The organism is Haloarcula halophila (assembly GCF_029278565.1).
Lineage (GTDB): Archaea > Halobacteriota > Halobacteria > Halobacteriales > Haloarculaceae > Haloarcula > Haloarcula halophila.
On sequence record NZ_CP119559.1, the window covers coordinates 444,613 to 464,130 of the forward strand.

General features: G+C 59.1%; 22 protein-coding genes. 18 read left to right on the forward strand and 4 right to left on the reverse strand.

The window, feature by feature from the left end:
- Positions 1–111: 111 nt before the first annotated feature.
- Positions 112–498, reverse strand: coding sequence for a hypothetical protein (locus P0204_RS02330; RefSeq protein ID WP_276221312.1), 387 nt, complete (start codon positions 496–498; stop codon positions 112–114).
- 339 nt (positions 499–837) lie between these two features.
- Between P0204_RS02330 and P0204_RS02335 the strand changes: the two genes are divergently transcribed.
- The 16 genes from P0204_RS02335 (at position 838) to P0204_RS02410 (ending at position 14,281) form a co-directional block, all read left to right on the forward strand.
- The gene (locus tag P0204_RS02335; RefSeq protein WP_276221313.1) at positions 838–1,245 is read left to right on the forward strand and encodes a hypothetical protein; all 408 of its coding nucleotides are present in this window, start codon (positions 838–840) and stop codon (positions 1,243–1,245) included.
- A complete protein-coding gene (locus tag P0204_RS02340) occupies positions 1,242–2,471 on the forward strand; it encodes a hypothetical protein (RefSeq protein WP_276221315.1) in 1,230 nt (409 codons plus the stop codon). The genes P0204_RS02335 and P0204_RS02340 overlap by 4 nt, the downstream gene beginning before the upstream one ends.
- Positions 2,468–3,046: a J domain-containing protein gene (locus P0204_RS02345; protein ID WP_276221317.1), complete on the forward strand. Its 579-nt coding sequence runs from the start codon at positions 2,468–2,470 to the stop codon at positions 3,044–3,046. The genes P0204_RS02340 and P0204_RS02345 overlap by 4 nt, the downstream gene beginning before the upstream one ends.
- Positions 3,046–3,204: a hypothetical protein gene (locus P0204_RS02350; protein ID WP_276221319.1), complete on the forward strand. Its 159-nt coding sequence runs from the start codon at positions 3,046–3,048 to the stop codon at positions 3,202–3,204. Before P0204_RS02345 ends, P0204_RS02350 begins: the two co-directional genes overlap by 1 nt.
- A 264-nt stretch (positions 3,205–3,468) precedes the next feature.
- Positions 3,469–4,527 carry a tyrosine-type recombinase/integrase gene (locus P0204_RS02355; RefSeq protein ID WP_276221320.1) on the forward strand — a complete coding sequence of 353 codons (1,059 nt, stop codon included), beginning with the start codon at positions 3,469–3,471 and terminating at the stop codon, positions 4,525–4,527.
- A gap of 236 nt (positions 4,528–4,763) precedes the next feature.
- The gene (locus tag P0204_RS21045) at positions 4,764–4,970 is read left to right on the forward strand and encodes an HNH endonuclease (protein WP_379801904.1); all 207 of its coding nucleotides are present in this window, start codon (positions 4,764–4,766) and stop codon (positions 4,968–4,970) included.
- Positions 4,971–5,697: 727 nt separating this feature from the next.
- Positions 5,698–7,401: a hypothetical protein gene (locus P0204_RS02365; protein ID WP_276221322.1), complete on the forward strand. Its 1,704-nt coding sequence runs from the start codon at positions 5,698–5,700 to the stop codon at positions 7,399–7,401.
- Between the two features lie 66 nt (positions 7,402–7,467).
- On the forward strand, positions 7,468–7,797 hold the full coding sequence (locus P0204_RS02370) for a hypothetical protein (RefSeq protein ID WP_276221323.1): 330 nt from the start codon (positions 7,468–7,470) through the stop codon (positions 7,795–7,797).
- A complete protein-coding gene (locus P0204_RS02375) occupies positions 7,794–8,186 on the forward strand; it encodes a DUF8023 family protein (protein ID WP_276221324.1) in 393 nt (130 codons plus the stop codon). Before P0204_RS02370 ends, P0204_RS02375 begins: the two co-directional genes overlap by 4 nt.
- Before the next feature lie 11 nt (positions 8,187–8,197).
- Positions 8,198–10,303 (forward strand): Env/VP5 family phage fusion protein, encoded by a 2,106-nt coding sequence (locus P0204_RS02380; RefSeq protein WP_276221325.1) that lies wholly within the window; start codon positions 8,198–8,200, stop codon positions 10,301–10,303.
- Entirely contained in the window at positions 10,303–10,446 is a 144-nt protein-coding gene (locus P0204_RS02385; protein WP_276221326.1) for a hypothetical protein, read from the forward strand. Before P0204_RS02380 ends, P0204_RS02385 begins: the two co-directional genes overlap by 1 nt.
- Positions 10,447–10,466: 20 nt before the next feature.
- Positions 10,467–11,024 (forward strand): DUF8063 family protein, encoded by a 558-nt coding sequence (locus P0204_RS02390; RefSeq protein ID WP_276221327.1) that lies wholly within the window; start codon positions 10,467–10,469, stop codon positions 11,022–11,024.
- A complete protein-coding gene (locus P0204_RS02395) occupies positions 11,021–11,875 on the forward strand; it encodes a DUF8125 domain-containing protein (protein WP_276221328.1) in 855 nt (284 codons plus the stop codon). Before P0204_RS02390 ends, P0204_RS02395 begins: the two co-directional genes overlap by 4 nt.
- An 81-nt stretch (positions 11,876–11,956) precedes the next feature.
- Positions 11,957–12,958, forward strand: coding sequence for a hypothetical protein (locus P0204_RS02400; RefSeq protein WP_276221329.1), 1,002 nt, complete (start codon positions 11,957–11,959; stop codon positions 12,956–12,958).
- 209 nt (positions 12,959–13,167) lie between these two features.
- On the forward strand, positions 13,168–13,917 hold the full coding sequence (locus tag P0204_RS02405; protein ID WP_276221330.1) for a hypothetical protein: 750 nt from the start codon (positions 13,168–13,170) through the stop codon (positions 13,915–13,917).
- Positions 13,907–14,281, forward strand: a complete 375-nt coding sequence (locus tag P0204_RS02410; RefSeq protein ID WP_276221332.1) for a hypothetical protein — start codon at positions 13,907–13,909, stop codon at positions 14,279–14,281. Before P0204_RS02405 ends, P0204_RS02410 begins: the two co-directional genes overlap by 11 nt.
- A gap of 56 nt (positions 14,282–14,337) precedes the next feature.
- Here P0204_RS02410 and P0204_RS02415 read toward each other — a convergent pair whose 3' ends face one another.
- A complete protein-coding gene (locus P0204_RS02415; protein WP_276221334.1) occupies positions 14,338–14,664 on the reverse strand; it encodes a hypothetical protein in 327 nt (108 codons plus the stop codon).
- A gap of 654 nt (positions 14,665–15,318) precedes the next feature.
- On the opposite strand from P0204_RS02415, the gene P0204_RS02420 reads away from it, so the two are divergent.
- Positions 15,319–16,284, forward strand: a complete 966-nt coding sequence (locus tag P0204_RS02420; RefSeq protein WP_379801905.1) for a tyrosine-type recombinase/integrase — start codon at positions 15,319–15,321, stop codon at positions 16,282–16,284.
- A 428-nt stretch (positions 16,285–16,712) separates the two neighbouring features.
- Positions 16,713–16,949 (forward strand): hypothetical protein, encoded by a 237-nt coding sequence (locus P0204_RS02425; RefSeq protein WP_276221337.1) that lies wholly within the window; start codon positions 16,713–16,715, stop codon positions 16,947–16,949.
- Here P0204_RS02425 and malQ read toward each other — a convergent pair.
- Positions 16,946–18,436 carry a 4-alpha-glucanotransferase gene (gene malQ / locus P0204_RS02430; RefSeq protein WP_276221339.1) on the reverse strand — a complete coding sequence of 497 codons (1,491 nt, stop codon included), beginning with the start codon at positions 18,434–18,436 and terminating at the stop codon, positions 16,946–16,948. The genes P0204_RS02425 and malQ overlap by 4 nt on opposite strands.
- 41 nt (positions 18,437–18,477) lie before the next feature.
- Positions 18,478–19,437, reverse strand: a complete 960-nt coding sequence (locus tag P0204_RS02435) for a nucleotidyltransferase family protein (RefSeq protein ID WP_276221341.1) — start codon at positions 19,435–19,437, stop codon at positions 18,478–18,480.
- Positions 19,438–19,518 lie beyond the last annotated feature (81 nt).

Consider the following 19,518-nt stretch of genomic DNA (forward strand, 5'->3'; position numbering starts at 1 on the left):
GGCGAGCATCACTCATTCGTGATAATCGCCCAGCAGCGCGTCTGTTCCTACTCGATAGTAATCACTGCCAGCCACTTAGTGATTTCGTTTGTCTACGAAAATAACGACACCCTAATCGTTAGTTGCGTCAGCAATACGCTCCAGGCCCTTGTCCGTGATAAAGTAGTAAGCCCGCCGAGAGGAACTGTCGCCGGAGATTTCGGTGATTTCTCCATCACGAAGATTTCCAGTATCGACCTTGAACAAGTCGCCGTCTTCCACGAGGTCGCTCAGGATGTTCTGCATCGTCCGGTAGGAGAACGTCACCCTGTGTTCTCGATTGAGACCCGCCCAGATTGCAAGAGGAGGGAGCGGAATATTCTTCTCCGCGATGAACTCAAGAACCAACTCTCTGCGGGCCTCTGGCGGCATATCTCCACCGTCGGCCACTTCGTGTTTATTCCCACCGAATATTACGGAATGCGTGTTACTTACGCAATTTACGCTTGGCACGTTCATATTTGCATTAGTCTACGCAAACTACTAAGTGGTTGGGGTAGAGACTGTTGGAGCAAGGCCGACGCGGCGCTGTCGAACTCGTCTCGCGAAAAACGGCGAGTGCGGCACCGTGGTACCAACACGGATGCCGCGTCGGTCTACCCGCGACCTATGCCAAACCACACGCTCACGGGCCAAAAAGCCCCCCGACGATTCGCGCACCGCTCGCCCAGTAACCGAGACCTACCGGAGGGGACGTGTCCCGTCTGTGACGAGCCGATCGCGTCGATCGCGTCGGACCCGCGCCGGACTGTTGCCCCCTGCGGGCACGCCCTCGCTGACCGACCACTCCGATCGATTATGCCAGACCAATCCGACAGTGACGCGCATCGACTGCTAACCGACGGCGGCCCCGAAGCCTGCCAGCAGTGTGGCGAACAGGACTGGGGCACCGGCCCGCAGTTTGGACGGCTCAAATGTGGCTCCTGTGGCTGGACCCCACCGAAGGAACGCCGAGAAGAGATCAGCCGATCGCTCGCGAGCACCGACGACGAAACCGAATACGAAGTGCGCTTCGAGTGGACCGACAACGACGGACTCCCGTCGACGGACTCGATCGACGTGACCGCGACCTCGGAGGACAACGCCCGCGATATCGCGAAAGACCGGCTCGCCACCGAGTGGTTCCTGAGCGACAACGAGATCGACGACCTGACCATCCGGCCCAAGACGGCTCGAACTGACGGCGGCGACGGAGGGGACCGATGACTGACCTGCCCGTCGCCTGTTTCAACCCCGACTGTGACGAGCGGTTCGAGACAGTCGAGGACATGGTCGCGGTTCCGGGCAGCGATGGGCAGTCGCCGCGAAACTTCTGTGAGTCGTGTGCCGATCGCATCCAGCGCGGGCCGCCGATCGCGGACGGCGGCGTGCCCGACGACGTGGTCCACGAACGCACCGACCGGGACGTGACTGCCCTCTCGAAGGCCGCGCTCGTGGCCGAGTGGTCCGAAATCTGTGAGAATCTCCGCCATATGCACCACGGCGAAGAAGGCCATACTGCCGCCGTCGATCGGCGACACGAGCTGTGGAACGAGATGCGCGCCCGGACCGATGCCGACCCACCCGAGTGTCCCGAGTGTGACGGGACGCGCTGGACGCAGGGGATGGGGCAGCCCAAACACTGCACGCAGTGTGGGTTCGCACTCGACGAACGCCACCAGGAGACGATCGAGGCCGTCGACGCCTACTGGGAGACCGTGCAGTCGGTGCCCGAGGACCAGCGGCTCGTCACCGATGGCGGCCCACTGGTCGAGGATATGTATTCGGAACTCGATACGGTGTTCGCCCGCTACAACGACCTGGTCGTCGCCGAACCCGAGACCGTCGTCGCGTTGCTGATCAACATGGCCGACGGCCTGCGGGACAAGTTCGGACTCACGGTGCGCCCGCGCCACATCGGCGAGGGGAAACACGTCGTCTACGTCGGCGGCGAGGACGTGGCTGGCTTCCTGGAGCTCGAACGCGATCCCGACACCGGCCACATCATCGAGGAAGACATGCCCGAAGGGATGGAGCCCGAGCCGGTTCGAGACGACCACGACATCGTGCCCGACGGCGGCCAGATTGAGGTCTGCCCGCGGTGCGATAAGGCCAAGCTCCGAGCCCGGAATCCCGGAGCCGTGAGTTCGGGCACGACAGAGACCGCTCAACAGTATCGCTGTGCGAACTGTGGCAACCTGTGTGACGAGCCGGCCCGACGCGAGCCCAAGCACGATCCCGACCTGTCGGGGCTGGCGGGCGTCCTCGACGACGCCGGCCCGGACATGGTGACCGACGGCGGGCGGGATCAGTTCCCGTGTGTCCTGTGTGGTGCCCGCTACGGCGACCGCGGGGCGGCGCTGCGGTGTTGTTCCGCGTCCGCTCGGGAGAACCAGCCGACCGAAGCCACGCACGAGCAGGTCCGGGACGCGGTCGGGAGGGTCGACCGATGATCGACTGGCCTGCCGGCTTCGAGCGCACGCCGACTCGCCGTCGCGAGCCGAACCGGAACTTCAGTGCAGACCTAAGCGACACCACGGAAGCGCTGGCTGCCGAGATGGATCGGCTCGGCGCCGACGAGTGGCGGGCGAGTATCGCGAACTCGCACACGAAGTCGAACACGTTGCCGCGCTACGACGCCAACCCCGACGATCCTGGGTTCGTGCTGTACTGGACGAGGAGTGGTCAGCAGTTCGCGGTCGCGTGTGATGCATACTCGCGGCTCCGCGACAACGTCCGCGAGGTCTACCTATGGATCAACGAGACCCGGATGCGGGGGACCCGTGCGGTCGTGACTGGTGAATCCGAGTTCGCGGCCGCGAAGCTTCCCAGCGGCGACGACGAGGCGGTCGTGGTGAGTGCGCCACCGCATGAGGTGCTGGACGTGTCACCCGAGGCGCCCGAGTCGGTCGTCGAGGCCGCCTACCGGGCGAAGATCAAGGAGGTTCATCCCGACAACGGTGGCGATCGCGAGGAGTTCCAGCGGGTGAAACGGGCGAAAGAGCGACTGGTCGGAGGTGATGCGTGATGGCCAGTAGTCCCCACCAGCAGACCGACGCCTACGTCGGCAACTGCGAGGACTGTGTGTTCGTCGCCACCGGTGCGGAGGCGTTCGTTCGTCGGAAGGCGTCGATCCACATCAAGCGGACGGGCCATCGGCTCGCCGTCCGGGAGGACAGCAGATGATCAAGGAGGCTGCGATCCTCTTGGGGCTCATGCTTGGCACCGCTATCGGACTAGATCTGCTTGAGCGCTTGCTGTTTGGATATTGAAGCCGACTCGTAGTTCCAATAGACCCCCACAGTGGTGAAAAGCGGGTGCAAGTCCCGCTGGGTCCATCGGTCGCGTCCCGCGCCAGGATACCAATCTCTCGCGGGGCGCGGCCACCTGTTAGAGACCCATGTTTGCATACACAGAGCCGACTGTTGGAACTTACGGAGGTGTCGCCCGGTGAGCGCTCCACCAGGCGAGGACCCCGCGGAGATGAGCGTCCGCGAGGTCTACGAGATGTTTCTGGACGCCAAGCAACTCGATTACACTGAGGAGACGCTTCGAGACTATGAGACGCGTCTTCGCCAGTTCGTTGAGTGGGCCGACGACCAGGACGATATCGAGACGATCGCCGACGTGACTGGCTGGCATCTGGAGCAGTTCAAGCTGTTCAGACAGGGCCAGGACCTGGCCCCGACGACGATCAAGGGCCAGATGACGGCGCTGAAGGTCTGGCTGGAGTACGCAGCTGGCATCGAAGCCGTCGACGAGATGTTGCCCTACCGAGTGAATATCCCGAAACTGACCCAGACCGACGAGACCGACGATACGCTGTTAGATGTCGACGACGCGAAGCGCTTGCTGGAACACTACCGCGAGTCTCGTGTCGAGTTCGCGTCTGAGCGCCATATCATCCTCGAACTGGTGTGGTTCACTGGGGCTCGGCTGGGAGGGATTCGGGCACTCGATCTTGAGGATTACCACTCCGAGGATCAGTTTGTCCGATTCTCCCACCGGCTGGAGGGTGAGGCGACGCCGTTGAAGAAAAAGCTCGATGGTGAGCGGCCAGTCGGCCTCCCTGATGAGACCTGCGAGGCGCTGGATGCATATATCGAGCACGTCCGCACGGAGAAACGCGATGACGGGGGTCGGAGACCGCTGTTGTGTGGCCGGCAGGGCCGGCCAGCGGCCTCGACGCTCCAGAACTGGATGTACCACGCGACGCTGCCGTGTACTGCTGGGTCCTGTCCCCACGGGAAGGAGCCGCGAACCTGTGACTGGACCGAGCGGAACCAGGCCAGCAAATGTCCGTCGTCGCGATCGCCCCACCAGGTCCGAACCGGCAGCATCACCTGGCAACTGAACTGCGGCGGGTCGTACGAGGCCGTCGGCCAACGTGCCAACTCCGACCCCGACACGCTCCGGCGCTACTACGACAAGGCCAGTGATGTCGAGAAACTGGAAGAACGCCGTCGCGATTTCGTCGATCAGCTGAACTTTGAGACCGATGACAACTGACAGCACTACCACCGAGAGACGCATCGTTGATACCCGCACGAGTATCCGAAGTCCCGCTATCCCTCCGACCCCATCTCGATCTTTAAATTTTCTAAAGGTAGCAGACATGTAGCGGCTATTTTCGGGTTTCTCAGAATACCCGATTTTCATACTCAAAGTTCTGATAAGTCGGGGTGGTCAGCGTGATTTTCGAGCCCCGTGTAGAGTTCGATCTCGACCACTATCCACGGCTCCGCGTGTGGGACTCGAAGGCTGGTCACGACAGGTATCTCTACCTCCACCGGCTGACCGCCTACGCCCACGGCGACCTCGACGATCTCTGGTCTCCGCTCCACGTTCACCACGTCGATGAAGATCGCTGGAACAACGATCCCGACAACCTCGAAGCTCGGTCCCCAGCTGATCACACCGACTACCATCTCAACGGAGGTGCCCCTTCGTGAGTCGATCGCCGTCTCGCGAAGACTGGCCGTTCCCAGCTGATGAGTTCGTTCGCGCCTCTCGCCTCCTGGAGGCTACCGACGAAGAAGTTCGTCGAGCTGTCCAGCGCGTCGAGGACGGTGATCGTCGGTGACCGCAGTTACCTACTCCTGTGACAACTGCTCTGTGACGATCGTCGAGCGGAACCCCGAACGAACAGATCTCTGCCCAGTCTGTCGGACTGGTGGTGATCCGACAGACTACCCTCCGTTGAACGAGGAGCGAGGTGATTTCCGGTGACCGTCTGGTCCGCCTACCGTCACTATCGCTGTAATCGCTGCGGCGATGTCTGCATCAACCGCCTCGACACTGCAGCTGCTCGGAATAACTTCTGCCATCCCTGTGTTGACGATCTCCCTCATTCTCTCCTCGCTACACCAGCCGACACAAGCGAGCGAGTGGAGGGAGCGGCCCCCTCCCATGGGGGTCCGACTGACCGAGTGAGCGCAACCCCCCGAGCGGAGCGACGGGGGGAATCCCAACGCGAAAGCCCGGCCGGAGGCCCGGAACGTGGGTGCGGTGGTGTGCAGTCGCTGATGGATGGCGTTCGTTCTCATTCTGCTTTCGATGAGTAGTGGTGAACCAACCTCCGGCGGCTCTCGGCACACCAACCAGAACAACTCTGTAACCCCGTCTCAGCCCGGTAACCCGCCGAACTCTGAACGCGAGTTACCCACGGTCGACGAACGGATGGCAGAGTTCTACGAGGAGTTTCCAGACCGGGCATCTCTCCCGCTAACTGAGACTCACGGCAGCTCCCTCCGTCGAGAATACACATGGGAGCGGCGAGAGGAATACCATAGTGAGCCGCTCCAAGATACGGAGAACGCAGTTTCAGGTTCTCAAGTCGTCTGGAGGAAACCTGTCACCTGGGCCGAAGCCGTCCGTCGAACTCTCGAAAACCACGAGGAGACACGCCGAACGACCATCAATTTAGAGTGTGGCCGTCCTTCCGATCCGGAGTATGCCGAGTTTTCGATCGACGCTGACAACCGATGGTTTGCTTCGTACCAACGACGCTACTACGCTCAGATGAAGGCGTGGCTCCGCGAGATCGTTGGTGGTGAACGTCCCTCCGGAGGCTTGTCCGAGGGCGCTTTTGATGATCCGCATATCGCGCTCGTGACACTGTCTGCTTCCAGCGTACCCGATACTGAGCGGGTTGGTCCGATCGATCACATGGAGACGCGCCGTAGCTCTTGGTCCGACTGTTACCACACGCTTCGGAACACAATGCGATCACTCGGCCTCGATCTTGGTGACGGCTGGCAGTACGACCGTCGATCAGAGCCACACACTGGCGAACGTGGCGGCGGTCTAAATCACTGCTACGGGCATGATCATATTGTGATCGTCACCGACGGAGAGGTCACCCCGTCGGACCTCCGGCCTGTCGTTGAGAAACACGTCGAGTCATGCGACTGGGCCGGTAAACAGGCTCACGAGCTACACAAAACAGACTGGGACGCGAACCGCGACGATCTCGATACTGTGACGGTCAAACCAGCGTCGGAGGTCGACGATCTCGCGAACTACGTCGCGAGCTACTGCGGAATCCAACCGACGGATCTGCTTGAACGATCCACGAAGTACATCGCTTGGGCCTCGGCTGTCACTGCGGCCAACGTGAAAACCGTCTCCCGGTCTGACGCGGCGAAACACGCGGCTGCGGCCGATGCCTGCAAACAGCGATACGAGTCTGATCGGTCCGACCAGGGAGTCGATCACGGCGAGTCGATCCTCCGAAGTGATCGCCGTGGATACGACTTCGAGTGTGCCTGTTGCGGGTCGCCCCACGGAATCGACCAGTCGCACGACACACTCACAGCGGCCCGGACGGCAGCGAAACCTGTCGCTGATGGTGGTGTCGATACAGCTGAAAAACTCCGCCGAGCGTGGCCGTCGGCTCGTGCAGCTGCAACGATCGGAGAAGGACCGACTCGCAAACAGTGGCGACATCGTATCGAGAACTATCTCGAACGGTATCCCGACGCATCAATCCCGCAGATTCGCGGTGCGCTCGATCTCCCTCATCGTGCCGAGACAGTAATCGAAGAGGTCGCTGCTGGCATAGACCGTACAGAGGTACACTCGTTCCACGCTGGTCCTGAGTGGCATGTCAAATCGGTCACCGTCGGAGAAGAGGAGTATCCTGCTTCCTCAGGGAACGGTGTCGACATGGTCGAGACGATCATGCCCGTCGAGCGGCTTCTCGAAGAGACGAAGCTCGGAGACGACGGGAATGAAGCGACGTGCTGGCGCTGTGAGCGGACTGATGTTCATATGTATCGAGGGAGAGCGATGGCTGGTTATCTTCTGAAACATGATATTGTCCACCCTCGTGCTGTCGACGAAGTTGTCACTGCTGTGCGTGGACCCTTAGCGGAGGATTGAAATGGTATATAAAAGTTACTCACGGCCCATCTCTTTTATAACACATCTAGTATTTGTCATTGTATCATGTCTGCCAACGATACCCCATCGTGGGACGACCTCGATACGGTCGAGGTCTCTAACGACAACGACGGTAGCGATTGGATAGAACTCGAACCGGGCGAAGAGATCACCGGCCAGATTACGGCTTTCAATCCACTGGCGAGCTACAACGGCGTGGTGGAGATTGACGGCCGTCCATACCGGCTCAACTCGACCATGCGTAAGCAGATCGTCGCTGGTCTGGTTAAAGGTGCTAACATTGGTATCCGGAAATCCGAAGACACGGAGACTTTCGAAAACGACGACGGCGAAGAGCAGGAGTACAACCCGCGTGAGGTGGCGGTCCAGCGATGAGCTACTACAACTCGTCGTTCCTCTCGGATTACGCGAACATCCGGACGATCCCGGCCACGCTCTCAGTGGCGTTCATCATGGCGTCACTCTACCAGTTCGGCGGAGTCAGTACGATCGATCTCGTGTGGTTCGGCTACACGCTCTCGACCTCGCACTCGCTACTGGTTTCGCTTGGCGCGTTCGCCGTCGCGTTCGCCAGCTCGGAGACGAAGAGCTTCGAGTACTACCGGAGCTGGGAACAGGTGGCGATCTTCGCCGGTCCCGCCGTGATCCTGATGTACGAGTTCTTCCCCGGATTCGGTAACCTGCTCGCACAGCTCGGTGATCCGCTGGGAATGCAAATCGCCTTCCTCGCGACCATCATCTCGTGGTCGGTCGCAGTCCAGTGAGGTAGTTACGCATGACCCGTATTTTCCGCGTGCTGACTGCACTCCTGGTAGTTGCATCGGCCCTGGTCGGCGCTGTCGGTCCGGCTGCTGCCGTTCCCTCGGATGCCGGCACCGAAACCTGGACTCTATCACCATCGAGTTATCTGTCGATATCCTTCGATGGATCGGATGACGGGAGCCAACGGACTGCCCATATCACCGTCGAGAACGACACGCACACCATAGTAGACAAGACGGTCCCCGAGGACTACCGCACATATACGCTCGACGTATCTGACTCTAAACCCGTCGATGTGACAGTCACGTCAGCAGAGATTAATGAGGTGACAGTCGGGACGGCAAGCGCCCACCACTGGAAACTCGACGATCCCGCACTCGATACCCCCGAGTCCACAGACAGTGGTATCCCTCAGTACGAGTTTGAAGGGGTCAACATGGCGAAAGTCGATCTTTCCGAGGTCGACTCCGAAGCCACTGTGACCGTCTCGACCTGGGGAGTCCCGTCGAAGGACGGCCGGTTTGTCCTCGCTCGGGAGACATATTCCGCGTCTGAAGACGGCGTTCTGTTCAAAAACGGCGGAGCGTACGAATCCTATAACATCTCCGTCGACGTGGAGAACCCGGATGGGACCGGAGAACCCGAGTTCGAGAACTTCGGGGACTTAAATAGAAATCTGAATTACCCGACTATCGGCGTCACAGGCGGTGACGACGACATGCAGTGTGATCCATCGGATCGCCTCATGCAGTCGGTCAACCCGTGGGCCACTGTTGTCGACTGTACTCCTAACCCTGGAACTATCGGCTCTGTAGACACTTCTGGCCTCGACGCACAGCAGGTTAAGACTGATATTTATAGTTCTGCTACCGCTGTCAAGTCCAGTACTGAAAACTACCACACCACCCAAAACAATCATCTCCAGGACACCGCCACTAAAGCTAGGATTCTCGGGAAACAGGCTTATATTCGCGCTCTCAATAACGGAAGTTCAGAATCAGTTGCACGACTAGAGGCTAAGGACGCAGTTCAGGACTACTATGCCACAAAACAGAAAAATATCATTTCCCAATGGGAGACACAGGTAATTCACGGGAAAGGTCTGGCTTCTGTCGCCAAAAATGAAAGCGAAATCAGTGATAATTACGCGTCTCGGATCGCGGGTGAGTGGCAAGGTTCTCTCTCTCACCCCACTCCGGTCCCCGTTGGCTACGGTGACACAACAACGTCGATAACGCTGGCAAATGGAGAAACAATGTCTGTACTTGCCCTCGACGTGAGGGTATCCTACAAAACTCCAGTCTCCACTACGGAATGGGATAACAAGACGGTCGGACCCACAACAACCTCCTGGGTTATTGAACCCCAAGGCGATAGTGTCGTTGTAAAAGGTGCTGAAGTAAAGAGGCCAAATAGTGACTACAACAACCTCAGATACATAGATTTCGACACCTACGCAAATCTTTGGTCGGAAATTGAGAGTCAAAACACACAGATACAAAACGAGATGGATACTCTGGTCAATAACACCTACGACTCCTACCAGAGTGGAGATATTAATAATTCGGACCTATACGACCCCTACGTTAGCGCCAGTCGATCTCCCGGCGACGACTTCCAAACCTGGGTCGCCGGCCAGCTGGTCATGTCCGGCCAGGGAGTCCCCGATAACTTCTCGACTCTCGGCGCGTTCAACATCACCACCGAAAACGGGAATCAGTACACCGGAATCCTCACCAGCCCGGAGAACCCTCCGAGCGGGCAGTTCGAGGTGAACAGGACATACAACCCCGACAACATCAACGGTACCCAGTATGTCATTCTGAGCGAACGGTACGAAACACTTGAATCGAACTTCACGATTCACGAGATTCGGACGGTCAACAACCAGACTCGCCAGAACGTCACCATCGAGAAAACGACCTACGAGACCGCGAACGTCTCTGCCCTCAAGAAGGAGATCGAACGGCTCCAGGAGTTCCGCGCTGAACAGGAAGCTCGCGAGAACAACCTCGACGACGGTGCCGGTGGTGGAATCATCGGCTCCGGTGGCAACTCTGCGATGCTCCTGGTCCTGGCTGGTGCCGTGGTCGCTCTGATCTTGGCTGGAGGTGACTGATGCTCTACCGGCTCCTTCCCATCCGCCAGGTCGTCGTCTTCGGTGTCATCCTGATCGGATTGTACGCGATCGGCGTCGATCTCGTGACACCGGCGCTCGACTGGCTCGGCTCCCAGCTCAGTACCCACGCCCTGCCGTGGTGACCTAACCGCGTTTTCCACCCATGATTCGACGATTCGCACTCCTGTTGATAGTCGCCTGTAGCATCGCCCTCGTTCCCACCGTCGGAGCGCAAGAAACGACCTCGACCCCGACGCCGACAGCGAACGGGACCGCCAACGTGACCGCGCCGGCCCAGGCCCCGGCTGCCGAGCTGGTCGTCGACGACGATCTCGTCGTGACCGATTACCGCTACCAGGACGGTGAAATGGTTATTACCTTCTGGAGCAGCCAGTACAAGGCCGTCAACATCGCGCCCGCAGCTGGGCAATCCTCCGCTGGTACGGTGAGCTTCGAGGCCGCTGTCGTCGACGCTGATCGGAAAACAACCGTCCGTGTCGCCTCGCCCAGCGGCGTCACGCTCTGGACGGACAAGTCGATCGAGAACCAGCGGTTCCACTACCTCCGCAAACCGAGTACGTTCTTCGTCTCCGGTCCCTGGAGTGGGTCCGACGTTCGTGATGCTGGCCTCGGCGGCGCGATCGGTGTCGCCTTCGCCTGTCTGTACTACGCCGTCGCGGCGAAGATCGGCGCTGCTGAACGAGGTGAGCGCGTCGCATGACCGAGGACGGCCCGCCAGTCGACACCGACCTCGACCGCGATCGTGCCGAGTTGCACCAGCAGGCCGACGTTGGCCGTGATCACTCCCGACTCTACCGGCTGTTCGCGTGGCTCGCTGACAACGCGCTGCTCGTCGGTGGTGTACTCGGCTTAGTGATCTTCGCCGTGGCCGCTGTGATCGGCGTCGATATTCCCCGCAACGTCCGTATCATCGGCCTGAGTGGACTGATCAGTCTCGTCTTCCTCGGTCGGCCGACTGGCAAGAAAGTCCGCTCGATGCTGTGGGACCCGAATTACATCTGGATCGTCGACGTCGACGCTCGCGTCCTGGAGGGCGGCATCTTCCACATGCCTGCCCAGCGGTTCCAACAGTGGACAGTCACCGAGGGATCACTCGACTGGGTGAGTCCGAACCTCGCGTTCGGTAAACAGGTCGATCTCGTAGAACAGACCGTTGAAGGCACCTGGCGCGGTACCCTCTCCGATCGGGAGCTGATGCGTGCGATCCAGGCCGTCGAGGAATGTCGCGGCCAGCTCGAAGAGGATGCGAAGCGTGGCTTCGCGATCGAGTCCCAGGCGTTCACCATCGTCCGCAATGCTACCCGGAAGGCCGTGTTCCGAATCGTCGAGACCTTCGAGAACGGAACTCTCCCCGACGAAGGCGAGTCGATCACCGAGGAGATCGACGGCGCTGTCGAACGGTTCGGACTCGAACGACTCATTCGCCATGCAGAGACCGACGACTCGCCCGAGTCCGACGTGCCGGGTGTCTCGGTCAACATCGACCAGGCGACCGACGACGCGGTTGAGGAAGCGATCGAGGACGCCACGGAGGTCTCCGGCGATGACTGAAGCCGTCGAGATTGTCCTGGCGTTCACGCTCGCGATCGTCGTTTCTGCTGTCTGGCTGCACCTCTGGAGGCTTGGGTACGCATGAGCGAGAGCGTCGACGAGCACCTGCTTACGGCGGCGAAGCTCTACGAACAGGTCCGTGGCGAGATGGACGGCGACGACCGGCTGCTTCCGCACACCGGCGTCGTCGAGGACAGCCGCCACCGGACGGCGCTGTCGTTCGTCGAGACTGCCATGCGAGAAACTGACCGGTCACCGGCCGGTAGTTCGACGTTCGAGGGTACCCAACTCGGCGACGTACTCGCCTCGAAGTTCCTCACCGACACCGCGACCGAAGCCGTCGCCCAGGGCAACGGCTCGGTCATGTCCCACATCGTCGGCGTGACCGAGCAGGATCTCGACGCCTCCGCGCTGCGGCTCCCGATGATGCTCCTGGACGAGATCGAGAACAACGGCGCTCCGGCGTTCGTCACTGCTGCCGGGAACCCGAACACTGGCAAGACGAACACGGCCATCCTCCTGATCCAGCTCCGTGCGCTCGACCTCGACGACCTTCTCGTACTCTCGAACGTGCGTTCCTGGGACGCGACGGATATCGTCGTCACCTCGGCGCACGACCTCGCCGTGCAGCTGCTCGAACATCGTGACCAACCGAAGGCCATCCTGATCGACGAAGGATCGACGCACTTCGACGCTCGAACGAACCGGCGCGAGGTGGCCGAACAGTACACGCCACTGGCGAAGCGGTACGCGAAGCTCGGTGTCGACATGGAGGCCGTCGTTGTCCACACCGGCAAGGACCTCCATCCCGAGCGAAAGCGACTCTCGACGCTGGCGCTCTACAAGGCTGCGAAGAAATCAGGCGAGTTCTTCGAGACGTGGCCCGCTGACGCTGACGCGCCGACCGATCGGCTGTTCGGTGGGAGTCTCGAAGAGATCGAGAAGGCTGTTGGCTATGATCCCGACGACGCCGCGCCCTGGGCGTGGAATCTTCGAGCTGGACTGTTCGAGCAAGATGTCGAGTGGTCCCAGCTCCTCGATCTGCTTCGTGACAAGGGTCCCGATACGGACGGTGACCGATGAGTAGGCTGCGTTAGATCCTCTGGTTAGGCTGGTCAACTGGTCGAATCGGTCCTGTCCCTCGTTATGAAGGAATTCGCGGAGTGTATCCTGCTATTAATGTATCTAAAAGAAAGATATTACACATCTTCACTAACAAGATGTACCGGGACAAGAGAATGCGAATACTTGGTACTGTAATTCTTTCTTTAATATTCATTCTAGGATTTTGTATGATGAGTGTATCAACTTACAAGTTTTTTAATGGTGGAGTCAGTCTATTGTTGTTCTCTTTCGCAGTACTTGGATTTGGCCTCGTCTCGGTCCCTCTACTGTTATTTCTAAAAGAACAGGCAAATGTAACCGAAATAACCATTCGAGACAAAGAATATTCAATTGGCGCTCATTCTGGTGAACAAGACACTGATAATGAATTAGATAAAATAGAAAACATCCGTCCACTTCTTGAGGAAATATCAGAACACATCAGAATACAAGAACAAAAATATGAGGAAGTACAATATGACACCCATATCCAATTTGTGATGAATGAATTGAGCAGACAATTAGCAATTAATGAATACACACAGTCCGCAGGCGAAAGCCATGATCTGAGGGTTGTGCGATACCGTAATAATCGTGTCACAGCACATGCGGAAAAGGAATTGGATCTTCCGAAAGGGCTTGAGTTTCTGATACTATCAGATGACGATGAAAACTCAAATGTGAATGGTAGAATTGGTAAGGCTGAATTAGTCGAAAATAACAGTACTGACGGCGATCTTTTTGAATTTGAAGTCTTAGAGTGGAAAAGTGATGATCAGGACTGGCAGATTGATGCACAGTCAGATCTATCCCAGGGCCATGCTCGGATGAGAGTTATAAATCATGACGTGATAGATATGGATACAAGCAAACTCGAAATCGCCATCGAATGTCTTGAAAAAATGAAACGACAAAGTGAGGTCGAGTATGGAACCTAATGGTCTCGTTGCTGAAGTGATCGATAACTACAACATTGTTGTCAATATTGGATCAGATGATGGGGTTGAACCTGATCACCGATACGGTGTTTATACTGAAAGTGATCCAATTGAAGATCCAGAAACTGGTGAAAAACTCGGGAGAATTGAATATAAAATAATCAAGGTGAAGCCTGTAGACATACATCCAGATTACGCAATCATGACTACTGACGAGACTACTGGCGGTTTCACATTTACATCACAGTTGCAACAAAAGCCAAAAAAATTGGCAAAAGACCCAGAGTTTGAACCCGGACGAGATTACGTACAACAGGGAGACACTGTAAAATATATAACGACGGTCGAGGACGACGACTCATGATCAATATTATCTTATTATAACCCACCCCTCCACCCTCCCACCGGGTGAATCTCAGATCAGTATCCCCGTAGTACCCTATCAACTGTCGGTGTCGGTTGATGCTCCGCGTCCAGCTCCCCTCGCAGATACCGACGGCCCTCGCTCGTGATCTCGTAGGTGTCACTCCATAGCTGTGCCACGAACCCAGCGTACCAGAGCATCAGCAATCGCTCCTCAATATGTCCCGCAGAGATGTCGATACTCGCTTCCCGCTCGATCAGCTCTGGTGACGACATTCCCTCGGACCTCAGATACTCTAAGATCCGATCATCCTGCTGTTTCATCCAGAACGCGTTCTTCCTCATATCAGGAATTACTTTCAGAATGAGCCCCGTTCTCGTCACCCTGCTCGTCTAACTCCTGCTCGGGTGCGTCCTCATGCGTGTCGAGTTCCTCGTCGAGATAGGCTTCGCCTCGCTCGGTGATCGTATATACTCCATTTCCGACTGGTTTCAGTAGCCCATGATCTGCTAACTTCCGACATCGCTCTGCGATATATTGTCGAGAATATCGAATCGGCCCATTCTCTTTCATCTCTGTCGGAGAACCGTGTCCCTCTTCGCGAATGTACTCCAGGACTCGATCATCGACGATCGTCATCCACTTCCCTGATTTCCGCATTTTAGTTGTCCTATTGCGCTATACTACAGGCACGTTCAAATCAACAGTCCTGTTACTCTTTAAGCTACTTGTACTTCTTAAGCAGTGGTCGTAAACTATAACTTACGGCGACAGAATTAGTGCACCTGGGAGCCACCGAAGTATCAGATACTCCGTGCTTTCCCAGATCACGGCGGGACCGTGCTGATACACGGCCCCAGAAGGTGGTTCCGGTGGTCAGTGATGCACTCCGAAACCTGCGCGGGCCAGACAGCCCGCACGACCTACGTTGCCCCGTTCGCTCAAAAACGTGCTGTCTTGGAGGGTCCACAGTGACCCGATCGCCGTCCGATCTCGCACCGCGCGCTGCTCGCGAGCGGTTCCTCGATGAGTGTCGCATGGACTCGACCGACTCGACCATCCGCAGCTACGGGAACCGGCTCACCCCGTTCGTCGAGTGGTGCGAAGCTGAAGGGATCACCGAGGTCGGCGACCTCTCCGGCTGGCTCCTCGACGAGTACCGCCGGTCCCTTACTGAAGACGCTCCGGTCACGGTGAAGGGCAAGATGATGGCGGTGAAGCAGCTGGTCGGTTACCTCGAACGGATCGAGGCTGTCGAGGACGATCTCGAAGACAAGGTTCCGATTCCCTCGCTCTCAGCTGAGGACGAACGCAGTGAGGTGAAGCTCGCTCCCGACGACGCGGCGAAACTGATCGAGTACTATCGGAACTCGGTTGCCATGCGCGGGACGGCCCAGCACGCGATGCTCGAAGTGCTGTGGTTCACCGGCTGCCGGATGAGCGGTGTGATGGCGCTCGATCTCGACGACTACGACGAAGAGAAAGGAACTCTCCGATTCGTCAATCGCCCCCAGACTGGAACTCGTCTGAAGAACGGGAACGACGGCGAGCGGCCGGTCGCAGTTCCGCCCCAGGTCGTCGAGGTCTTGGACGAGTTCATCGCTCGGGAGCGTCCAGACAAGCGTGACGATCACGGCCGTCGCCCGCTGTTCTCGACGCGACAGGGACGCGCTTCTGATACGTCGGTTCGCTCCTGGTGCTACCTGGGAACCCAGCCATGTCTCTACACGTCCTGTCCCCACGGCCGCAACAGAGAGATCTGCAAGTACCGGAAGCGGACCCACGCGAGTCAGTGTCCTTCGTCCCGGTCACCACACCAGATCCGTACCGGCTCGATCACTTGGCAACTCAATTGCGGAATGCCGATCGAGGACGTGGCTGAGCGGGTCAACTCGGCCCCGTCGACGATCCGCCGGCACTACGATGTGGCGACCGGTGAGGAGAAGCTCGAAGAGCGCCGTCGCAACCACATTGGAAACCTCTCACTTTCCAAAGATGATTAAGCCCGAATCTGCCGTCTCAGGCCCTGAAACCTGCGATTTCGGCCGTGGTACTGATCCCTCCGACCCCATCTCGATCTTTAAATTTTCTAAAGGTAGCAGACATGTAGCGGCTATTTTCGGGTTTCTCAGAATACTCGATTTTCATACTCAAATTTCTGATAAGTCGGGGTGGTCAGTTCGAGGGTATCGAACGTTCCACAGAACGGACAGGTGTTGCTGACTCTTCGATATCGAGCATTCCACCCCCGTCGATCCGGATGATCTCAACCGAGCTACTCTCGGTTCTCTCCCCCGGTTCGGCGATCACGAACCGTCGAAACGAACGAACAGGACACGAGAGGCGACTCCGAAATCCGTGCCGCCGACGAGGGGCCAGAAGTCAACTCGGCCGCGGACGTTTTTACGACCGGGGGAACTACGACCCGTCGATGCCAGACACGATCGAGGTCTACACTGGTGACGTCGTGACCGTCGAACACGTCGAGACGCTGCCCGACGGCGGCGCTCGATTCGACCTCAGCACCGACGACGGGCGGACCTGGCGCGTGGACGTGACTCGGAACGGGGACAGCGAGATCGTCACGACGAAACGCGACGGCACCCTGGCCGACCTCGACACGCCGGAGTGGCTGGACGACGTCGTCGCCAGACTCAGTAGGGCCTAGCGAATCGTCGCGTCGGTGATCAATTGTAGCTCGTCGGCAGTCTCGTCGGTCAACTGTGCCTCGGTCACGCGCCAGGCCCAGTTGCCGTCGGCCGTCCCCGGCGTGTTGAACCGGGCCTCGCTCCCCAGCCCGAGGAGGTCCTGCATCGTCGTCATCGCGATCGTCGAGTCCGCGTTCCAGACCGCCTCGATGATGTCCCAGTGGACGTCCTCGCCGTCCGAGCCGAGATTGTAGTGGAGACAGTCGCGCTGGCGCTCGCCGAGGGACTCGTAATAGCCGACGATCGTATCGGTGTCGTGTGTCGACGTGTAGCCGACGCTGTTTTCGGGGAAATGCATCGGCTGGTACATGTTCCCCTCCTCGCACCAGTCGGCGTACTGAGGGACCCGCATCCCGGGGAAGTCGAACTGGGTGCGGAGGTCGTAGCTGCTGTGGTCGACGAAGCCCAGGTCTTCGGCGATGAACGGGAGGTTTCCGAACCGGTCGCGGACGGCCTCGAAGAACGCGGCACCCGGGCCGTCGAGCCAGCGGCCGTCGGCCGGGTCGTCGCTGTCGGCCGGGATCGCCCAGAACTCGTCGAACCCTTTGAAGTGGTCGATACGTGCGATGTCGACCATGTCGAACAGCCTGTCGAGCCGGCCCAGCCACCACTCGTAGCCAGTCGCGGCCAGGTGGTCCCAGTCGTAGACGGGATTGCCCCAGCGCTGGCCGGTGTCGCCGGCGTTGGGCGGGACTCCCGCAACGTCTTTCGGCCGGTGGTCGTCGTCGAGCCGGAACGCCTCGGGCGAGGCCCACACGTCCGCCGAGTCCAGGGCGACGTAGATCGGGAGATCGCCCACGAGATCGATCCCGCGATCGCTGGCGTAGGCCCGCAGGTCGCGCCACTGTTCGTCGAATACCCACTGACAGAACGCGCGGAACTCGATCTCGTCGGCCAGTTCCTCGCGGTAGGTCGCCAGGGTCTCCGGCTCTCGGGTCGTCACGTCGTCGGGCCACTCCGTCCAGAGAGCACCGTCGAACTCCCGTTTGAGTGCGCGAAACAACGCGTAGTCGGCGAGCCAGTCGGCCTCGCGCTCGCGGAACTCGGCGAGGGACTGACTGTCCGACCCTTCGGGCGCGTCCTGGAACGTCTCGAAGGCCTCCCGCAGGCAGTCGCGTTTGAACTGGGCGACGGCCTCGTAGTTCACTTCGTGGTCGTCGACACTCGATGGGGGGGTCGCTGTCCCGCTGTCGAGGTAGCCACGGTCGACCAACCACTCCAGGTCGACGAGCAGCGGGTTGCCGGCGAACCCGGAGAAGGTCTGGTACGGCGAGTGGCCGTGGATCGCGGCGGTCGGTCCGACCGGACAGATCTGCCAGAGCGACTGCCCGGCCCGGTCGAGAAAGTCTACGAACGAACGGGCACCAGCGCCGAGATCGCCGATACCGTGTGGGCTCGGGAGCGAACTGAGGTGCAGGAACACGCCGCTGCGGCGACTAAAACGCATACGCGACAGTTCACCGGGGAGGGATTTCAACCATCGGGTCGCTATCTGACCTTCGAGTGCTCGCCGACGAGCGCGCCCTGGAGGTCCACGTCCGCGACGATCGACTCCCGGTCGATCAGCGACCACTCGACGGCCGCGTCCTCGACAGTGGCGCCCGGGAACACGACACAGTCTTCGAGGATCGCGTTGGTGACGGTGGCGTCGGCCATCACGTGGACGTTGTCGCCGAGTTTGCTGTTGGTGACCGTCGCCGTGTCGGCCACGATCGATTCGTTTTCCAGCGCCCACTGGACGGCCTCGATGTAGGCGTCGGCCTCGCCCACGTCGTACCAGTAGCTGTCGAAGGTGAACGCGTTGACCGCGTCCCGCTCGGCGAGCCACTGCATCAGCCACCCCGGTTCGTCGGGGTTGTTGTCCTCGGCGAGGTAGTCGTCGAACAGCGGGAGCGTCTCACTGGGGAAGGCATAGCAGGCGATCGAACAGAGCGTACTCTTGGGGTTGTCCGGCTTCTCCTGGAAGCCGACGACCTGCGTTCCGTCGAGTTCCACCACGCCGTAGGAGGTCGCTCGCTCCTTCGAACCCACGTCGTAGGCGGCGAGACACGGCGTTCCGGCTTCCTCGAAGAAAGAGGCGAACTCGCCGATATCGAACCCCATGAGGTTGTCACCGGCGACGACCAGCATGTCGTCGTCGATGCCCTCACGCTCGATAAGCTGAGCCAGCGCCCCGACGACGCCGAACTTCGAATCCTCGTCGGCCGTGTCCTCGATTGAGAGCTGTGGCTTCTCGAAGTCGCTGTCCTCGATGTGACTCCGGAACTCGTCGGCGAAGTACTCGTTCGTAGATATGTACACGTCCGAGACACGGTCGTCGGCTTCGAGATCCGAGAGGATACCGTCGATAATGGTCTCGTCCCCGACAGGAAGTAGCATCTTCGGACGGTTCCGCGTGATCGGCCAGAGTCGAGTCGCGTACCCACCTGCTAGAACTATTGCGTCCATAGGGGGGTTCTCTCGGGGGGAGGGTATCTCTTTTTTCCTTCTAACATGATATGTGAGCGTGACACAGCTGTACGGTAGGCG